The following is a 19,546-nucleotide window of genomic DNA, read 5'->3' as shown; positions in this document are numbered from 1 at the left end:
TTGGCCTCAGATTTTCTGGAATACGGCGGGCGCGACCTGCGCCAGGCCGGGCATGTTGCCCACCATCGACTCCGAATGGCCGAGCAGGATGTAGCCGCGCGGCCGCAGATGCCCGACCAGGCGCTTCACGACGGCACTCTGGTCTTCCTTCTCGAAGTAGATCAGCACGTTCCTCACCAGGATGATGTCGACGTCCCGGTCAAAGGGATAAGTCTCGTCCATCAGGTTGAGCCGCTCGAACGAGGCGAGACGGCGCAGTTCCGGAACGATCCTCACATCCGGACGAAGGGTCTTGCGGACCGGCTCCATGACGTAGCGGGCGCGCAGGTCCTTCGGAACCGGCGCCATCATGTCGGCGGGGTAGATGCCCGACCGCGCCTGTTCGAGCACCGCCGTGGAGATGTCGGTGCCAAGAATGGCGAAGCGGAACGTGTTCCGCTTCGTGGTCATGTCGTGCAGGACCATGGCCGCGGTGTAAGCTTCGGCGCCGGTCGATGCGGCAGCGCTCCAGATCTTCAGGAGCGGCATGCGTTCCTTCGCCCGTTCGGCGAGCAGCGCCGGCACCAGCCGGCTTCGCATCAGGTCGAAGTGCTCGACCTCCCGGAAGAAGTCCGTCTTGTTGGTCGTGATGACGTCGATCAGATGCGTCACTTCCGCATCCAGCGTGTGGGTCTCGATCACCAGCCGACAATAGGTCTGCATGTCGGGAATGTTCAGAGCGCGCAGGCGCTTGCGCAGGCGACCTTCCACCATCAGCCGTTTCGTGGGCGGCAGCCTGATGCCGACCTTGTCGCCGATGAAGGTAGCCAGCCGCTCGAACTCCTTGTCCGACAGGCTTTGCGCGGTGCCCGTTTCGATCTCGGGCATTTGCTTTCGTGCAAGCATCATGGTCTCCGGCTGCCGGGCCTGAGGCCCTGACCTTTTACGCTTCAGTTGGCGAGTGGCGCGCCCTGACCATCGACGTCCGCGAACGAAAGCAGGCGGTCGAGATCGAGCACCGTGACGAAGGCGCCGTTGCGCCGTCCTATGCCCGCGATGACGCGGCTGTCCCAGCGTCGCCCGGTCGGCGGCGGCGGGGAGAGCGTATCGTCGTCGAGCACGGTCACCTCGAAGACCCTGTCGGTCTTCAGCGCCAGCGTCAGATCTCGGCCGTCGGCCTTGAACCGCAACACGACGATGCGGGTGTTCTCGTCATCCCTAGACAGGGGCAGGCCGAGCGTGGCGCGAAGGTCGAGCACGGGAATGCCTTCGCTGCGCACGTCGATCATGCCGAGCAGATTGGAGGGCGCGTTGGGCAACCGTGATATCGGCCTCAATTCCAGGATCTCCTGGACCTTTTCCACGGGCGCGGCATAGATTTCCTCCGCCGCGCCGAGAGTGACGAACTGGGATGTTCCGGACATGGTCCTGGCTCCCGTCAGGCAGCGTTGCGGCGAGTGAACTCGGCATCGAGGGCATCGCCGCCCGCGTCGAGCTCCAGATTGAACCCGCCCTTCTGCTGGCGTCGGGATGCCAGATGCGGCGCGCGTGCGGCAATCGCCTCCCGCAGGTCGCGGTCTTCGGTGGAGGCCGTCCGCGGCATGGACGCCGGCTTGGTGACGGGCCGATCGGCCTGCTTCGCTGCGTTGGCCTCGTCGATCCGGAAATAGGCGATCGATGACTGAAGCTGCTCGGCCTGGCTCGCCAGTTCCTCCGAGGTGGCCGCCATCTCTTCGGCCGCGGCGGTGTTCTGCTGCGTCACCTTGTCGAGCTGCTGGATCGCGGCGTTGATCTGCGATGCGCCGGCATTCTGTTCACGCGTCGCGGCCGAAATCTCCTCGACGAGCTGGGCGGTGCGCTGGATGTCCGGCACCAGACGGTTCAGCATTTCGCCGGCCGACTGCGCCGCCTTGACCGTGTCGCCTGACAGGGTGGAAATCTCGGCGGCTGCTGCCTGGCTGCGCTCGGCCAGCTTGCGCACCTCCGACGCCACCACCGCGAAGCCGCGGCCATGTTCGCCGGCCCTGGCCGCTTCGACGGCCGCATTGAGAGCCAGCAGGTCGGTCTGGCGCGCAATCTCCTGCACGACCATGATCTTGGTGGCGATGGTCTGCATCGCATCCACGGCCTTGCTGACGGCTTCGCCGCTGGCCAGTGCATCGGCGGCGGACTGGCGGGCGATCCTCTCCGTCTGCGAAGCATTGTCGGCGCTCTGCTTGATCGTGGACGCCATCTCTTCCATCGAGGAGGATGCTTCCTCGGTCGACGACGCCTGTTCGGTTGCGCCCTGCGAAAGCTGTTCGGCCGTTGCCGACATCTCTTCGGAGCCGGAGGAGACGTTGCGGGCGGCCGTGGTGACCTCGCCGACGACAGAACGCAGCTTGGCAGTCATCTCGTTCAGCGCATCGACCAGATCGCGGATCTCGTCGTTCGAACGAACGTCCGCCCTGGCGGCCAGATTGCCCGCGGCCACGGCATTGGCGAGCGTGACGGCGGAGCCCAGGTTGCGCCTGACGCTGCGGGTGAAGAATGCGGAGAGGCCGAGCGCTGCCAGGGTGGAGCCGATGCCGAGCGCGATCATCAGCGTGGAGAGCATCTTGAAGAGATCCTCCGACATGCCCATCAGCCGTTCGACCGTCTGGTTCTGATAGGCGCTCAGCTCGACGATTTCCCTCAATGCCGGTTCCACGGCCGGATAGAGATCGTTGGCTATGAACGCCTCGAGAGCGACGGCGTCGCGCGCCACGATGATGCGGTCGAGCTTGTCGATCGCCGCATCGGCTGTCGCGAGATGCGGCTTCAGACGCTCGACGATCACGCTTTCGTTTTCGGTAAGTAAGGTCTGCAGATAGGCATCCCAGTCCTTCTTGATCAGCGCCCGGGCGTCGGCGATGGTGGCCTGGACTGATCCCCAATCCGCAGCCCGGTTCTTCAGGTTCACCGCTCCGGTCGGGATCGTGATGCCGTAGGAATCCGACATGTCCTTGAGCTGTTGCATGGGCAAGACGCGGTCGACATAGATCGTTACGATCTTGTCGTGCATCTCGTTGAGGCCGTAGTACCCGGCGCTGCCGACCGCGGCGATCGCCAGGAAGGAAACGGACTGAATGAGGATGATCTTTGCGGCGATCGACTTCAGTGCGCCACGCTTCTTGGTCTCGGTCTTTGACATCTTGTGGGTCTTTCCTTGAATGGCGGTCAGGCCGCGGCGAGAGTTGCGAAAATTGTCTCGACGTTGGGGATGATGACGAAGGCATCGTTGTGCCGGTTGATGCCGCGAATGAAGTCCGGCGGCCAGCGCATGCCGACGCGCGGGACGGGCTCACGCGCCGAGTCGTCGAGGTCGACGACTTCGTGCACCTTGTCGGCGAGCAGCCCGGCGACGAGGCGTTCGCCGTTCAGCTGAACGTCGACGACGACGATGCGGGTGTCTTCGGTCGGGTCCCGACGATCCATCTTGAAGAGGACCCGGAAATCGCAGAGCGGCACGACGCTGCCGCGCACGTTGATGAGGCCGAAGACGGCTTCCGGTGCATTCGGAACGCGGGTGATCGGCACCACTTCGAGGATCTCACGGACGCTTTCGGCTTCGATGGCCAAAATCTCGTCGTCGAGCCGCATCGTGAGAGCGCGCATGGCCGTGCGTGTCGTGGCTGTGGCGTTCATGCTGCCCTCCCGATGGATCTTGCGCTCTCGTCGCTGTCCTGTCCGGATCCGACGAGGTTGAGCACGTCGAGGATGAGGGCGACGGAGCCGTCGCCGAGGATCGTGGCGCCGGAGAAGTTCTTCAGGCCGGCATGCAGCGTCGAAAGCTGCTTGATGACGGTCTGGTTGTTGCCGATGATCTGGTCGACGACCAGGCCGACCCGGGTTTCGCCGGACGAGACGATCACCACCTTGGGATGGAGGTCGGCGGGTACGTCGGTGCCGAAGAGGTCGCGAAGCCGCAGGAACGGCACGAGCGCGCCGCGAACATTGAGGAAGCTGCGGCCCTTCGAGGCGATGTCGGCTTCCGGCGGAAGTTCGACGCACTCCTCCACGGCGGCAAGCGGGATCGTGTAGCGGCCATCGCCGACGCGCACGAGCAGGCCGTCGATGATGGCCAGCGTCAACGGCAGGCGCAACGTCACGGTCGTGGCCTGGCCGCGCGTGCTGGCGATCTCGATGCTCCCGCGCAGGCCCTCGATGGTCTTCTTGACCACGTCCATGCCGACGCCCCGGCCCGACAGCGCGGTGACTTCCCTGGCGGTCGAGAAGCCTGGATGGAAGACCAACTGGAACAGTTCCGGTTCCGTGATCGGCTGGTCGGCGGCGATCAGGCCCGCTTCCGCCGCCTTGGCCCGGATGCGCTCGGCATCCAGCCCGGCGCCATCGTCGGCGATGGAGATGGCGACTTCCGCCCCGGCATAGACGGCCGAGAGCCGGAGCGTGCCCGTCGGGGACTTTCCATTGGCGAGGCGCACGTCGGGTCTTTCAAGACCATGGTCCGCGGCATTGCGGATCAGATGCACCAGGGGGTCGGCCAACTGCTCGATCATGGTCTTGTCGAGTTCGGTTTCCTCGCCGTGCGTCACGAAGTCGATCTCCTTGCCGAGATCATGTGAGAGGTCGTGCACGAGGCGGCGGAAACGTCCGAACAGCGAGCCGATCGGCACCATGCGGATGCCCATCGTGGTATCGCGCAGGCTGGCGCTCAGCCGCTCCATGTCCTCGGCGACGGATTTCAGGTTCTGGTCCGTGGAGGTCGAGGCGAGCTGGCTGAGCCGTGCCTGGGCGATGACCAGTTCGCCGACGCGATCCATCAGCGAGTCCAGCCGGTCGGCGGGCACGCGCAACGACGTGCCCGCCTTGTCGATCCGGAAGGAGCGGGCGGGGCTGGCCCCATTCCCGCCATCGCTCCTTCCGGCCCCGGTCGCCGCCCCGCGTGGTTTGGAGGGGACGGCGTTCCCCACCGAGTCGATGTTCTCGTCGTCACCGTCGTCGAGGCTGCCGGTCGTGTCCTGTCCGGCTGCATCGAGAGGCGCGATCACCAGATCCTCGCTGGGCATGGAGAGGAACATGAAGACGTCCTCGATGCTTTCGCGTGGCACGTCGGCCCGCAACGTGACTTCCCATCCGAGGTAGGAGGCTTCGGGGTCCAGGGCGCCGAGTTCCGGAACGCCGCCCAGGAGCGCGCGAACGTCGCATGAACCAAAAGCCGACAGTTCCTCGAGCAGCAGCACCGGGTTGGTCCCAAGGACCAACGAATCCGATGGGAGACGAAAGCGTACCTTCCAGCCCGAAGCGGAATGCGACGCGGATGGTTCAACGGCAGCATCGACCGGTTCGTCGGCGCCGTCGCCGACCGCTTGGCGCAGCGCGGCGAGGATCGGCTCTCCACCGGCGGTGCTGGCGTCAGGTGACTGGATCAGCGCGTGAATGTGGTCGCATGCGCCAAGCGCGATGCGGATCAGGGCGGGGCTCGCCGGGGTCCTGCCTTTGCGAACCCCGTCGAAGACGGTTTCGAATTCGTGGACGAAGGTGGCGGCGGCGGTATACCCGAACATCGCCCCGGAGCCCTTGATGGTGTGGAGCGCGCGGAAGACGCTGTCGACCAGCCCGAGATCGGCCGGCCTCTGCTTCAGCTCCATCAGTCCGGCCTGGAGCGTTTCGAGAAGCTCTGCCGCTTCCGTGCGGAAGGTTTCGTTTGCGTCCGTCATGGTCATGCGCCGGCGACCTTCTTGACGACGGCCAGCAACTGGTCCTGACGAAATGGCTTGACGATCCAGCCGGTGGCGCCGGCCGCCTTGGCCTGCTGCTTGAAGCCGTCGTCGGACTCGGTGGTCAGGAACACGATCGGAACACCGCGGCTGGAAGGGTGCGTGCGGTACTTGCGGACGAAGTCGAGACCGTTCATGCCCGGCATGTTCAGGTCGGTGAGGATCGCGTCGACCGGAGCGGTGGTGGCCTTGTCGTAGCCATCGCTTCCGTCCACCGCCTCGATGACGGCGTAGCCCGCCGAGGCGAGCGTGAGGCTGACCATCTGGCGCACCGAGGAGGAGTCGTCGATCGTGAGGATCGTCTTGCTCATGCCGCTTCCCTTTCCCCGTTGAAGGCAATGCCTGCCCAGGCGCCATCATGGTGGACGAGGCGGGCGTCGAGCGGGTCGGAGAGGCCGGTGCTGCGCATGGCCATGTCGAGCGAGCCGCCGGGCGGCGCCACGACCGCCAGCGATTTGCCGAGGCAGCGCGCGAAATTATGCGCGGCGACCAGAATCTGAAGGTGGCTGACGTCCACCGATCGAAGTTCGCTCGTATCCACAGTCACTTCGGTGCCGGTGGACAGTGCCTCGAGAAAGTCGCGGGCAGAGCGCGCGCCCTCTCGGATGGTGAGGTGGCCTTTCCAGCAAATGGTTCGTTGGGCTTGCATCCTGGATCGTCTCTCATCTTTCGCGGTACGGGCGCACAAGCTCGCGCCGTCATGCCAAGGGGTAGCAACGTCCGTGCCAGTCTGAAAAACTCAATGATATCAAAGGAGCGTGACGTCTCTCAGGCGCAGGCCGGGCCAGATTTCGCAAAACGCGCCGCGGGGGCATTGCAGTTTGCAAAGCGGCCCTCGCAGAATGACAATCATGGGCCGAAGCGGGTCCGGTCCCGTCAGCTCAACGCGCCGCGGTTCGATCCATAGTGGGCAGCAGCCCTGGTGGCTGCGGCAGCGACCGACGGGGACCATGCGCCGGCAAAACCCGAAAGATCGGGGAATCGGGCTCCGTGCGGGCAATACGAATTGTGCATCGCACCGGAATGTGGAACGACTCCGCCAAGACCAACGGCAGGGATAACATGTCCATCAAGGCGGCCATCCATCATCTCACCGCGTATCGGTACGACAATCCCATCACGCTCGGCCCACAGATCATCCGTCTGCGCCCGGCGCCGCACAGCCGCACCCGCGTCATCTCGCATTCGCTGAAGGTCACGCCCGCCGGGCACTTCGTGAACCATCAGCAGGACGCCTATGGCAACTGGCTCGCCCGCTTCGTTTTCCCGGAACCGGTGACGGAGTTCCGGATCGAGGTCGACCTCGTCGCCGACATGACGGTCTACAACCCCTTCGATTTCTTCGTGGAGGAGAGCGCCACCAACTGGCCTTTCGAATACCCGGAGGAGATCCGCGCCGATCTCGACGTCTATCGCAGGCCGGACCCGGCGGGGCCCAGGCTTCAGGCCTTTCTCGACTCGATCGACCGCAGCACCAAGGGCACGGTGGATTTCGTCGTCGATCTCAACGCTCGCCTCTCGCGGGAAATCGGCTACGTCATCCGGATGGAGCCTGGCGTCCAGGAGCCCGAGGAGACCTTTGCCGTCGAAACCGGTTCCTGCCGCGATTCATCCTGGCTCTTCGTCCAGATCCTGCGCCATCTCGGCTTTGCGGCCCGCTTCGTGTCCGGCTACCTGATCCAGTTGAAGCCCGATCTCGTCGCGCTGGACGGGCCAGCGGGAACCGAGCACGATTTCACCGACCTTCACGCCTGGGTGGAAGTCTTCCTACCCGGCGCAGGCTGGATCGGCTTCGACCCGACGTCCGGGCTGCTGACGGGCGAGAGCCACATTCCATTGGCGGCTACGCCGCACTACCGCAACGCCGCTCCGATCTCGGGCGGCTATTTCGGACAGGCCAACACCGAGTTCGACTTCGAGATGACGGTGTCCCGGGTGGCCGAGCACCCGCGCATCACCAAGCCCTTTTCCGACGAGTCCTGGACTGCGCTCGACGCGGTCGGGCGCAAGGTCGACGCGGCGCTGCAGGCCGGCGACGTGCGGCTGACCATGGGCGGCGAACCAACCTTCGTGTCGATCGACGACTTCGAGGCGCCCGAGTGGAACACCGAAGCCGTCGGTCCCACCAAGCGCTTCTTTGCGGACAAACTGATCCGCAGGCTGCGCGACCGTTTCGCGCCGGGCGGCTTCCTGCACTACGGCCAGGGCAAGTGGTATCCCGGCGAAACACTCCCGCGCTGGACGTTTTCGCTCTACTGGCGGCGCGACGGCAAGCCGATCTGGAACGATCCGGCGCTGATTGCACCGGAAGGCGGGATCGGCGCGGTGAGCAAGCAACAGGCCGAAGCGCTGCTGCAGGGGATCGCCGGCCATCTCGGCATCGAGCCGGATCATGTGCTGCCCGCTTTCGAGGATCCGGGCGAATGGCTGCTGCGGGAGGCAAACCTGCCCGAGAACGTCACGCCGGAAAACTCGAAGCTGAAGGACCCCGAAGAGCGGCATCGCATGGCGCGCGTCTTCGAACGCGGCCTGACCGAGCCGTCCGGCTACGTGCTGCCGGTGCAGCGCTGGCAGGCCAAGGCATCCGGCCATCGCTGGCGGTCGGAGAAATGGAAGAGCCGAAGGGGATACATACTCCTCGTGCCGGGTGACAGCCCGGTCGGCTACCGCCTGCCGCTCGGGTCGTTGCCTTGGATCGCGCCTTCACACTATCCCTTCGTCAATCCCGCCGATCCCACCGAACAGCGAGGGCCGCTGCCGGATCCATCCAGCTTCGGCGGCACCGCGACCGGTCGTCCCGAGACCTCGGAAGGGGTGGGTATGGGCACTGACGGCCTTGGCGGCGCGGCCCAGCCCGTGGCTTCGTTCACCGCCGCCGAGGCGCGTCAGACCCGCGTCGAGCAGAGCGCAGGCGAACTCGAGGGCGCCGTACGCACCGCGGTCTCGGTCGAGCCGCGCGACGGCCGGCTCTGCGTGTTCATGCCGCCTGTCGAACGGCTTGAGGACTATCTGGAGCTCGTGGCGGCGGCGGAGGAAGCTGCGCGCGACCTCGGGCTGCCGGTCCACATCGAGGGCTACGCCCCGCCGGTCGATCCGCGCATGAACGTCATTCGCGTCGCGCCGGACCCGGGCGTCATCGAGGTCAACATCCATCCGGCCTCCACGTGGGACGACTGCGTGGCGACCACCGAGGCGATCTACGAGGAGGCGCGCCAGTCGCGGCTGGGTGCCGACAAGTTCATGATCGATGGACGCCACACGGGAACCGGCGGCGGCAATCATGTCGTCGTCGGCGGCGCGACACCGATGGACAGCCCGTTCCTGCGCAGGCCGGACCTCCTGAAGAGCCTGATCCTGCACTGGCAGCGGCACCCAGCGCTGTCCTACCTGTTTTCCGGCCTGTTCATCGGGCCCACAAGCCAGGCGCCGCGCATGGACGAGGCGCGCCACGATTCGCTCTACGAACTGGAAATCGCGCTGTCGCAGATACCGAGCCACGGCGAAGCTGCGCCGCCCTTGCCGTGGCTGGTCGACCGCCTTTTGCGCAACATCCTGATCGACGTTACCGGAAACACCCACCGAGCCGAGATCTGCATCGACAAGCTCTATTCGCCCGATGGGCCAACGGGTCGGCTCGGCCTGGTCGAGTTTCGCGGCTTCGAGATGCCGCCCAACCCGCGCATGAGCCTGGCCCAGCAGGTGCTTATCCGGGCGCTGATCGCGCGCTTCTGGAAATCGCCGCTCACCGGCACGCCGGTGCGCTGGGGCACGGTGCTGCACGACCGCCTCATGCTGCCGCATTTCGTCTGGGACGATTTCCTCGACGTGCTGCGCGACCTGTCCGACCACGGTTTCACGTTGCGGCCGGAGTGGTACGAAGCGCAGGCCGAGTTCCGCTTCCCCTATTGCGGCGAGGTGGAGGTGGAGGGCGTGCACCTGGAACTGCGCCAGGCGCTGGAGCCCTGGCATGTCCTGGGCGAGACCGGCGCGATCGGCGGCACCGTGCGCTACACCGACAGTTCCGTCGAGCGCATGCAGGTGAAGCTGACGACAACCGACCCCGAGCGCTATCTCGTCGCGTGCAATCGCCGCCGCGTGCCGCTGGCCAAGACCTCGACGGGCGGCGTGTCTGTCGGCGGGGTCCGTTTCAAGGCGTGGCAGCCGGCCATGGCCCTGCACCCGGTGTTGCCGATCAACGCGCCGCTGACCTTCGACGTCTTCGACAGCTGGAGCGGCCGGGCGATCGGCGGCTGCGTCTACCATGTCGCGCATCCGGGTGGCCGCAACTACGAGACCTTTCCGGTCAATGCCAACGAGGCGGAGGCGCGACGGCTCGCGCGCTTCGAGGCGCACGGTCACACACCGGGGGCCTATATGCCCCAGCCGGAAACCCCGCACCCCGAATTCCCCATGACGCTCGACCTCAGGCGCGCGCCGGGGATCTGATGTCATGGCCGTGAAGGTCGAACCCGCCCGCCAGGATCCGATCGCCCAGTTGCTCGCCGGCTACCGGACGTCCGACACGATTCCCGACGAACTCCTGGGGTCGGATCGGGCCATCCGGCCTGTCTGGCGCGCCTATCTGGAGGCTCTGGCGGCGATGCAGCCGCAGGAACTGGCCGAGCGGATCGCGCGCGGCGACCAGTACCTGCGTGATGCCGGGGTGTTCTACCGCCAGTACGGGCGCGACCAGGCGATCGAGCGCGACTGGCCGCTGAGCCATGTGCCCGTCCTCATCGACGAGCGCGAATGGACGGCGCTCGAGGCGGGGCTCGTCCAGCGCGCGGATCTGCTCGAACTGCTCGTGGCGGACCTCTACGGGGAGAACCGTCTCGTCAGGGACGGCCACCTGCCGCCGGCAATCGTCGCCGGCAACCAGGAGTGGCTGCGCCCGCTGGTCGGCGTCGTGCCGCGATCGGGCCATTTCCTGCATTATCTTGCCTTCGATCTCGGCCGTGGTCCGGATGGCGAGTGGTGGGTGCTCGGCGACCGGACCCAGGCGCCTTCGGGCGCGGGCTTCGCGCTTGAAAACCGCATCGCCACCGCGCGTGTCTACTCCGACCTTTACGGCCGGGCGAACGTCCACCGCCTCGCAGGCTTCTTTCGCACGTTTCGTGACACGCTTCAGGACCTGAGGGAAAACGACGACAGCCCCATCGGTATCCTGACTCCGGGGCAGCACAACGACACCTATTTCGAGCACGCCTACATTGCCCGCTATCTCGGGCTCATGCTGCTCGAAGGGGAGGATCTGACCGTTCGCGACGGTGAACTGATGGTGCGCACCATTGCGGGGTTGAAGCCGGTCAGCGTGCTCTGGCGTCGCCTCGACGCTGCCTGGGCCGATCCGCTCGAGCTCAACGAGGGCTCGCGGTTGGGCACGCCCGGCCTGCTCGGCGCCGTGCGGGCCGGCAACGTCACATTGGTCAATGCGCTGGGCAGCGGCGTCGTGGAGGCGCGCGCCTTTCTCGCCTTCATGCCACGCATCTGCAGGGCGCTTCTGGGCGAACCTCTGAAGCTGGCAAACGTGGCCACCTGGTGGTGCGGGCAATCGGCGGAGCGCGACTACGTCAAGGCCAACGCGGCGCGAATGACCATCGGCAAGGCCTTCTCGACCCGTCTCCTCTTCGATCTCGACGACGTTTCGGCGATCGGCGGCGCCTTCACGCGCGAGATGCGGGAAACGGTAGAGGCCTGGATCGACCATGGCGCCGGCCAACTCGTCGGGCAGGAAGCGGTGACGCTGTCGACGACCCCGGCTCTCGTCGACGGACGGCTCGCGCCGCGACCGATGAGCCTTCGCGTCTTCCTGGCGCGCACCCGCGACGGATGGAAGGTCATGCCGGGAGGCTTTGCCCGGATCGGCCGCACCGCCGCCTCGGCGGCCCTTGCCCTGCAGGAGGGTGGCACGGCGGCCGACGTGTGGATCGTCAGCGACAAGCCGGTGCCGTCCGACACCATGCATGCCGCCAACGACAAGGCCTTCGCGCGCCAGCAACCTGGCGAATTGCCGAGCCGCGCGGCCGACAATCTCTTCTGGCTCGGCCGTTATGTGGAGCGGACCGAAAACCTCGTCCGGGTCTTGCGCGCGTATCATGTGCGGCTGGCGGAATCGTCGACGGCCGAGACGCCGTTGCTGAAGCTTTGTGCGGCGCATCTCGAAGGGCTCGGCGTCACGCGCGCCGACGAGATGCCGAGCGCGCTGGGCGCCACGATCACCTCGGCGGCACGTTCGGCCGGTCACGTGCGCGACCGGTTTTCGTCCGACGGGTGGATGGCGCTGGCCGATCTCGCAAAGACCGTTCGCGCCATGCAGGACACGGTGGAGCCCGGCGATGACATGTCGCGGGCGATGAGCATCCTCCTGCGCAAGCTTTCGGGTTTCTCGGGTCTCGTGCACGAGAACATGTACCATTTCGCCGGCTGGCGGTTTCTCACCATCGGCCGCTCGCTGGAGCGGTCGCTGTCGATGGCCAACCTGCTTGCGGTTCTCGCCGACGAGGAGGCGCCCGACGGCAGCCTCGACATGGCGGTAGAGATCGGCGACAGCGTGATGTCGCATCGACGCCGTTACGCCGTGGCGACCAACCGCGCGACGGTGGTGGACCTGCTCGCGCTGGACAGCCTCAACCCGCGCTCCGTGGTCTACCAGTTCGGCGAGATCGCCGGCCACCTGGACTATCTGCCGGGCCAGGATCCGCATCAGCCGCTGACCCCGCTGCGACGGGCGTTGCTGAAGCTGCGGACGGGACTGGAACTGCAGCTTCCCGAGACGCTCGGCACGGCCGAACTGGAGGCGCTGGGCGCCGACATCGCAGCGCTCTCGGACGCCTTTTCCGCCAAGTACATGCGATAGGGGCGCTCACCCATGCTCTACGACATCAGCCTGCGCATGGCTTATCGCTACGACTTCTCGGCCGATGCCGGTCGCCATATCGCGAGGCTGCTGCCAGCGGATGTTCCAGGTCGGCAGCGGCTGGTGGCGGGTTCGCTCAACATCGTCCCGAAGCCCGACGAATGGATCAACTTCGTTGACTTCTTCGGCAATGCCTGCGTGGAGGTCGGCTTCGATCGTCCGCACAGCAAGATCGTCTACACCATGCAGTCGCGGGTCGAGCGCCGCCAGGCCGGTGACATCCTCGACATATCGCCGTCGCTCGACAGGCTTGCCGACGAATTGTTCGCCTGGCGCGACGTGGCGGGATCGTCGCCGCACCATTTTCTCGGTGCCTCGCCGCGGGTTCCGATCGAGCAGGCCACCACCGACTATGCCCGCGCCTTCGTCGCCGATCGCCCCAGCGTGCTGGAACTGGTCAAGCTGGTCGGCCTGGCGCTCCATAGGGACATGCGCTTCGATCCGAAGGCGACGACCGTATCGACGCCGATGCTCGAGGCATTCGAGAACCGCCACGGCGTCTGCCAGGACTTCAGCCATGTCATGATCGCCTGCCTGCGTGGGCTTGGCATTCCGGCCGGCTATGTGAGCGGCTTCCTGCGCACGATTCCGCCCGAGGGAAAGGAGCGGCTGGAGGGAGCCGATGCCATGCACGCGTGGGTGCGCGCCTGGTGCGGGACGGAACTCGGCTGGATCGAGTTCGATCCGACGAACGCCATGTTCGCCGGTGAAGACCACGTGGTGGTGGCGCAGGGCAGGGACTATTTCGACGTGTCGCCGATCAAGGGGACGATGCGGACGTCGGGACCGCAGTCGAGCACGCATGCGGTCGATGTCGTCCCCGTCCGCGAGACCGCGAAGGCTTCCTGAGAAAACGGTTCAACGACTTCGCGTGATGATTCAACTGGATCGTGCGCCGGGCGACGTTCGCGGATGGACGGCGAATGTGTATACACTATAGCAATTCAGGACGTGGCCGACGGATCGGTGTCTCGCGATCCTGCTGCAGTTCTAGCGCCCGGGAGAAGCGTGATCATCCGGTCCCGGCCCCTCTCGACCCCACTTTCTTTTGCCGCTTTGCAAGCGCCTCCCCGTGATCGGCCGGATCTCGGATGGGCGACCGAATTCGCGTCGTCACGCATGATCCCCCATTGATTTCGGGCTCCCCGTGTATACACTGACGATCGGCTTAAGCTGCATTCTGGGAGGAAAACAGATGCCAACGAAAACGACGTTCGTCATTGCCGTGGCCACGGGTCTGACCTGGTCCATCGGTGTGCATGCACAGGAAACGGTGAAGGTCGGGGTGATCCTGCCCTATTCCGGGCCCTTCGCCGACGCCGCGAACCAGCTCGATGCCGGCATCAAGCTCTACATGCAGCAGAACGGCAACATGGTGGATGGCAAGACCATCGAGATCGTGCGCAAGGACACTGGCGGCCCGGCCCCCGATGTCGCCAAGCGCCTGGCGCAGGAACTCGTGGTGCGCGACGGCGTCGACATCATCGCCGGCTTCGCACTGACGCCCGAGGCATTGGGCGCCGCCGACGTGGCGACCCAGGCCAAGAAACTCATGGTGGTGATGAACGCCGCGACGTCCGTCGTGACGGAGAAGTCGCCCTACATCGTGCGCACCTCCGTCACCATTCCCCAGGTCAACTATGCCTTCGGAAAATGGGCTTTCGAAAAGGGCGGCGTGAAGCAGGCCTATACGCTGGTTGCCGACTACGGCCCCGGTCACGACGCGGAAAAGTCGTTCGCGCAGGGCTTTACGGAGGCGGGTGGCAGCATCATCGGCGCCGACAAGACGCCGGTGGCCAATCCCGACTTCTCGGCCTTCGTGCAGCGCGTGAAGGATGCGAACCCCGAAGCCGTGTACATCTTCGTTCCGGGCGGCGGGCAGCCGGCGGCGATCGGCAAGGCGCTGTCCGAGCGCGGACTGACCCCGCCGGCGACGCGAATCTTCGGCCAGGGCGAGTTGACGCATCCCGAGGCCCTGGAGAGCATGGGCGCCAATGCCCTCGGCATCGTCACCACCTTCCACTACACGCTCGAGCGTGAGGAGCCGTTGAACAACGCCTTCGTCGCCGCCTATCGCGAAGCCAACAACGGCCGCAGCCCGGACCTGTTTTCCATCGGCGGCTATGATGGCATGCACCTGATCTACGAGGCGCTGAAGAAGACGAATGGCGACGTGTCCGGCGATGCGCTGGTCGAGGCGGCCAAGGGCATGGCCTGGGACAGCCCGCGCGGCCCGATCTCGATCGATCCGGAAACGCGCGACATCGTGCAGAACGTCTACATCCGCGAGGTGCAGGAGGTCGACGGCACGCTCCAGAACGTGATCATCGATACGATCGAGGGCGTGAAGGATCCGCTGCACGGCGCGAACAACTGACGCCAAGTCCCTGACCTCGAATCGGAAATCGGCGCTCACGTGACCGGCAATCTCCTGATCGTCCTGTTCGACGGTCTCGCCTTCGGGATGCTTCTCTTCGTCCTGTCGGTGGGGCTGTCGGTCACGCTGGGGCTGATGAATTTCGTCAATCTGGGGCATGGCGCCTTCGGCATGCTCGGCGGCTACCTCGCACTCGTGGTGACGCGCGAGGCGGGGCTCTCCTTCTTCGTCGCGCTGCCCGCGGCCTTCGTGGGGGCGGCGGTGGTCGGCATTGCCTGCGAGCGCACGCTGTTTCGCAGGCTCTACCGGTCGGGCGAACTGAACCAGGTGCTGTTCACGGTCGGTCTCGTCTTCGTGGCGACCTCCATCGCCACCTTTCTCTTCGGGACCGGCCAGCAGCCGATCCAGATCCCCGACATGCTGCGCGGCTGGGTGGAGATCGGCGGACTGCGCTTCGGTATCTATCGCATTTTCCTCATCGTGGTCGCGCTGGTCGTCACCGCGGCGCTCGTCTTCGGACTGGAGTTCACCCGTTTCGGCGCCAAGGTGCGCGCCGCCGTCGATAACCAGCGCGTCGCACAGGGGCTGGGCATCGACGTCGACACCATTTTCGCCATCACCTTCGCGCTCGGCTGCGGCCTTGCCGGCCTCGGCGGCGCGCTTGCCATCGAGATCGTCGGGCTCGATCCAACCTTCGCCATTCACTACCTCATCTACGTGCTGATCGTCGTGGCCGTCGGCGGGCTCGGCTCCATCGGCGGGTCTTTCGTCGCGGCAGCTTTGCTCGGTATCGCCGACGTGGCGGGAAAGTACTTCGTGCCCGAGCTCGGCTCCTTCCTCATCTACCTCCTGATGGTGGGCGTGCTGTTCTGGCGTCCGCTCGGCCTGTTCGGAAAGCGCTGACGCCATGTCCGATCCGTCCGCCAACAACACCGGCCTCGACGGCGCAAGGGCCTGGATCATGCGCCAGGGCCGCTGGAGCCCGTTCGAGGTCGCGTTCTGGCTCGCCGTCTTCATCCCGTTCTTCTTCTTTCCAACCTACCTGACGCTGGCGAGCCAGATCGCCATCGCGGCGCTCTTCGTGCTCTCCGTCGACCTCATCCTCGGCTATGCCGGCATCATCACGCTCGGACATGCGATGTTCTTCGGCCTCGGCGCCTATGCGGCGGGCCTGCTGACCAAGACCGGCTGGGGCGAGCCGCTGACAGGCCTTCTGATATCCGGCGCCTTCGTGGCCCTCGTCGGCTTCCTCGTCAGCTTCATCATCGTGCGGGTCCAGCATCTGGCGCTGCTGATGATCACGCTCGGGCTCGGACTGCTGACGATGGAACTCGCCAACTCGATGAGCTGGCTGACCGGAGGCACGGACGGCTTGCAGGGGGTCTCGGTCTGGCCGATCTTCGGCACCTTCGACTACGACCTGTGGGGCTACACGGCCTATTCCTACACGCTGATCGTGCTCTTCATCGGTGTTCTGATCGCGCGTCGCATCGTGAATTCGGCCTTTGGCCTTTCGTTGCGCGGCATCCGGGAAAACCTGAACCGCATGCCGGCCATAGGCGCGCCGCACCAGCGCCGGCTGCAGGTCATCTACACGATCTCGGCCGGCATGGCGGGCGTGGCGGGGGCGCTCCTGACCCAGACCACGTCGCAAGTGGCGCTCGACGTGCTCTCCTTCCAACGATCGGCCGACGTGGTGGTGATGCTGATCCTCGGCGGAACCGGTCGCCTCTATGGCGGGATCATCGGTGCGATCATCTTCATGGTCGCGCGCGACCAGCTCGCCGGGATCAATCCACAATACTGGTACTTCTGGATCGGCATCCTCCTGATGATCGTCGTCCTCGTGATGCCGAAAGGCATTCTCGGTTTCCTGGCGCAAATCTGGGAAAGGGTCCGGCGATGAGCACGGAGACCTTCGCCCTTCGTACCGAGAACCTGCGCAAGCGCTTCGGCTCGCTGGAGGTCGCGCGCGACGTCTCGATCACGCTACCGCGCGGCGCGCGACACGCGCTCATCGGACCCAACGGCGCGGGCAAGACATCCCTCGTCAACCTGATCACCGGGCAGCTTGCGCCCGATTCCGGCCGCGTCCTGCTCGACGGGCAAGACATCACCCGGCTGGACCGGGCCGACCGGGTCAAGGCGGGGCTTGCCCGCACCTTCCAGATCAACCAGCTGTTTCCCGCGCTGACGCCGATCGAAGCGATCACGCTCGCCGTCACCGAGCGCATGGGCATGGCCGGGCAGTTCTGGCGCAGTCTCGCCTCGCACGAGGACGCGATAGCGGAGGCCTGGGCCATCCTCGTGCAGCTGCGCCTTTCGGACGTCGCCACGCGGCCTACGCGCGTGCTCGCCTACGGCCAGCAGCGATTGCTGGAGATCGGGCTCGCGCTCGCCACGCGGCCGAAGGTTCTGCTGCTAGACGAACCGGCAGCCGGCGTGCCGAAGGGCGAGAGCGCCGAGCTCTTTTCGGTCATCGCGGCCCTTCCCGACGACATTTCCGTGCTCTTCATCGAGCACGACATGAGCCTCGTGTTCCGGTTCGCAAGCCGTATCATCGTGCTGGTTTCGGGCGGCGTGCTCGTCGAGGCCGAACCGGACGTGATCCGCACCGACCAGCGTGTCCGCGACGTCTATCTGGGGCAGGCGCATCATGGCTGAACCGCTGCTCGACTTTCCGACGTCAGCGCCGGCTACGGCGAAGGCATCGTGCTCGACCACGTCTCGGTGGCCTTGCCCGTCGGCGGCAGCCTGGCGCTTCTGGGCCGCAACGGGGTCGGGAAGACGACCATGATCCTGACCATCATGGGAATTCTCCCGCTCTCCGGCGGAAGCGTGAGGTTCCATGGCCAGGACGTCTCGACGCTTGCGCCTCACCAGCGGGCGCGCCGCGGCATCGGCTGGGTTCCGCAAGAGCGCGACGTCTTCCCGTCGCTGACGGTGGAGGAGAACCTGACGGTCGCCGGGCGGCCGGGCCGCTGGGACCTCGCCTCGATCTACGGTCTGTTTCCGCGGCTTCAGGAGCGCAAGGGCAACATGGGCAACCAGCTCTCCGGCGGAGAACAGCAGATGCTGACGATCGGGCGCACGCTGATGACCAATCCGGACGTCCTGCTGCTCGACGAGCCGCTGGAAGGGCTCGCGCCGATCATCGTCGAGGAACTGACCGCCGCCATTCGCCGCATGGCGACCGACGAGGGCATGGCGCTGGTGCTGGTCGAACAGCATGCGGAGGTCGCGCTCGACCTGACCGAGGATGCGGTGGTGATCGAGCGCGGTGTGATCGCGCATCGGGCAAAGTCGCGTGAACTCCTCGCCGATCGCGAGACGCTCGACCGCTTCGTCGGTCTCAACCTCGTCGCGGACTAGCAACGTGGGCGCCGCGGGCGCAAAGATGAAAGGGCAGGACCATGAGCGAGCCGTGTTTCGACGTGGCGCATCTGGGGCACATCGAGCTTCTGACGAACCGGTTCGAGGAAAGCCTCGACTTCTTCGTCAGGGTCTACGGGTTGACCGAAAGCGGGCGGGAGGGGGACTCCGTCTATCTGCGGGCGTGGGACGACTACGAGTTTCATTCGTTGAAGCTGACGAAATCCGACACCACCGGCATGGCGCATTGCGGATACCGGACATCGTCGGAGGCAGCCCTTCATCGGCGGGTGGCGGTCATCGAAAGGATGGGCCTTGGCATCGGCTGGACGGAGGGTGATCTCGGCCATGGCCCGAGCTATCGCTTCCATTCACCCGACGGACACGTCTTCGAACTCTACTGGGAGACGGTGAAGTATGACGCGCCGCAAGGCGAGAAGCCGGCGCTGAAGAACGTCGCGCAGCGTTTCCACGGCCGTGGAGCATCGCCGCGCCGCATAGATCACTTCAACCTGCTCGCGACCGACGTGTCGAAGATGCGCGACTTCATGGTCCAGGCCATGGGCAGCCGCGTGACGGAACTGATCCAGCTCGACAATGGCCGTATCGGGGGCTGCTGGTTCACGGTCAACAACAAGGGCTACGACATGGCCTGCACCGAAGATCACTCGGGTTCGCGCGGGCGCTTCCACCACATCACCTATGCGGCCGACCACCGCGACGATATCCTTCGCGCCGCCGACGTCTTCCTGGAGAACGGGGTGTTCATCGAGACCGGACCGCACAAACACGCCATTCAGGGCACGTTCTTCCTTTACGTCTGGGAGCCGGCCGGCAACCGGGTCGAGATCGCCAATGCCGGCGCGAGGCTGATCCTCGATCCCGACTGGCAGACGGTGGTCTGGACCGAGACCGATCGCCGGAAGGGCCAGGCCTGGGGGTTGAAGACCATCGAGAGCTTCCACACGCACGGTACGCCGCCCGTGACGAAAGCGGCGGACTAAGGCGGCGTCTGGCGGAAGCCGGCTCGGACGGTGTCGAAACTGACCTCGCGATGACACTTCCGAGTTCGTCGCCCGGCACGCGCGGCGACTCCGCACTTGCAATTTCCGGCCCGCTGGGTCAGAGATCATGTATACACGG

16 protein-coding genes are annotated in these 19,546 nt (G+C 65.7%); 9 read left to right on the top strand and 7 right to left on the bottom strand.

The genetic code is table 11. The annotated features are described in order from the left end of the window. Positions 1-6 precede the first annotated feature (6 nt). From EJC49_RS16065 to EJC49_RS16035, 7 genes are all read right to left on the bottom strand, one after another. Positions 7-867 carry a CheR family methyltransferase gene (locus EJC49_RS16065; RefSeq protein WP_126700954.1) on the bottom strand — a complete coding sequence of 287 codons (861 nt, stop codon included), beginning with the start codon at positions 865-867 and terminating at the stop codon, positions 7-9. Between the two features lie 62 nt (positions 868-929). Continuing rightward, positions 930-1,403 carry a chemotaxis protein CheW gene (locus EJC49_RS16060; RefSeq protein WP_126700953.1) on the bottom strand — a complete coding sequence of 158 codons (474 nt, stop codon included), beginning with the start codon at positions 1,401-1,403 and terminating at the stop codon, positions 930-932. Positions 1,404-1,417: 14 nt separating this feature from the next. Beyond that, positions 1,418-3,151 (bottom strand): methyl-accepting chemotaxis protein, encoded by a 1,734-nt coding sequence (locus EJC49_RS16055; protein WP_126700952.1) that lies wholly within the window; start codon positions 3,149-3,151, stop codon positions 1,418-1,420. Between the two features lie 26 nt (positions 3,152-3,177). Further along, positions 3,178-3,645 (bottom strand): chemotaxis protein CheW, encoded by a 468-nt coding sequence (locus tag EJC49_RS16050; protein ID WP_245453423.1) that lies wholly within the window; start codon positions 3,643-3,645, stop codon positions 3,178-3,180. Next, positions 3,642-5,684 (bottom strand): chemotaxis protein CheA, encoded by a 2,043-nt coding sequence (locus tag EJC49_RS16045; RefSeq protein ID WP_126700951.1) that lies wholly within the window; start codon positions 5,682-5,684, stop codon positions 3,642-3,644. The genes EJC49_RS16050 and EJC49_RS16045 overlap by 4 nt, the downstream gene beginning before the upstream one ends. Then, positions 5,681-6,049, bottom strand: coding sequence for a response regulator (locus EJC49_RS16040; RefSeq protein ID WP_126700950.1), 369 nt, complete (start codon positions 6,047-6,049; stop codon positions 5,681-5,683). Before EJC49_RS16040 ends, EJC49_RS16045 begins: the two co-directional genes overlap by 4 nt. Continuing rightward, complete coding sequence (locus EJC49_RS16035) at positions 6,046-6,387, bottom strand: STAS domain-containing protein (protein ID WP_126700949.1); 342 nt, start codon at positions 6,385-6,387, stop codon at positions 6,046-6,048. Before EJC49_RS16035 ends, EJC49_RS16040 begins: the two co-directional genes overlap by 4 nt. A 413-nt stretch (positions 6,388-6,800) precedes the next feature. Here EJC49_RS16035 and EJC49_RS16030 point away from each other — a divergent pair, with 413 nt between their 5' ends. The 9 genes from EJC49_RS16030 (at position 6,801) to EJC49_RS15990 (ending at position 19,407) form a co-directional block, all read left to right on the top strand. Further along, complete coding sequence (locus tag EJC49_RS16030; protein ID WP_126700948.1) at positions 6,801-10,184, top strand: transglutaminase family protein; 3,384 nt, start codon at positions 6,801-6,803, stop codon at positions 10,182-10,184. A gap of 4 nt (positions 10,185-10,188) precedes the next feature. Then, the gene (locus tag EJC49_RS16025; RefSeq protein WP_126700947.1) at positions 10,189-12,594 is read left to right on the top strand and encodes a circularly permuted type 2 ATP-grasp protein; all 2,406 of its coding nucleotides are present in this window, start codon (positions 10,189-10,191) and stop codon (positions 12,592-12,594) included. Between the two features lie 12 nt (positions 12,595-12,606). Beyond that, positions 12,607-13,503: a transglutaminase family protein gene (locus tag EJC49_RS16020; protein WP_126700946.1), complete on the top strand. Its 897-nt coding sequence runs from the start codon at positions 12,607-12,609 to the stop codon at positions 13,501-13,503. Positions 13,504-13,849: 346 nt separating this feature from the next. Then, positions 13,850-15,031 carry an ABC transporter substrate-binding protein gene (locus EJC49_RS16015; protein WP_170314744.1) on the top strand — a complete coding sequence of 394 codons (1,182 nt, stop codon included), beginning with the start codon at positions 13,850-13,852 and terminating at the stop codon, positions 15,029-15,031. Between the two features lie 39 nt (positions 15,032-15,070). Further along, positions 15,071-15,934 carry a branched-chain amino acid ABC transporter permease gene (locus tag EJC49_RS16010; RefSeq protein ID WP_126700945.1) on the top strand — a complete coding sequence of 288 codons (864 nt, stop codon included), beginning with the start codon at positions 15,071-15,073 and terminating at the stop codon, positions 15,932-15,934. A 4-nt stretch (positions 15,935-15,938) separates the two neighbouring features. Further along, entirely contained in the window at positions 15,939-16,937 is a 999-nt protein-coding gene (locus EJC49_RS16005; protein WP_126700944.1) for a branched-chain amino acid ABC transporter permease, read from the top strand. After that, entirely contained in the window at positions 16,934-17,695 is a 762-nt protein-coding gene (locus EJC49_RS16000) for an ABC transporter ATP-binding protein (RefSeq protein ID WP_126700943.1), read from the top strand. The genes EJC49_RS16005 and EJC49_RS16000 overlap by 4 nt, the downstream gene beginning before the upstream one ends. Before the next feature lie 48 nt (positions 17,696-17,743). Then, complete coding sequence (locus tag EJC49_RS15995; RefSeq protein ID WP_245453422.1) at positions 17,744-18,403, top strand: ABC transporter ATP-binding protein; 660 nt, start codon at positions 17,744-17,746, stop codon at positions 18,401-18,403. A gap of 41 nt (positions 18,404-18,444) precedes the next feature. After that, positions 18,445-19,407 carry a VOC family protein gene (locus EJC49_RS15990; protein ID WP_126700941.1) on the top strand — a complete coding sequence of 321 codons (963 nt, stop codon included), beginning with the start codon at positions 18,445-18,447 and terminating at the stop codon, positions 19,405-19,407. The last annotated feature ends 139 nt before the right edge of the window (positions 19,408-19,546 follow it).

Source organism: Aquibium carbonis, assembly GCF_003970795.1.
Lineage (GTDB): Bacteria > Pseudomonadota > Alphaproteobacteria > Rhizobiales > Rhizobiaceae > Aquibium > Aquibium carbonis.
Note: the sequence above shows the minus strand (reverse complement) of the source record. Positions and strands in the feature narration are given on the sequence as shown.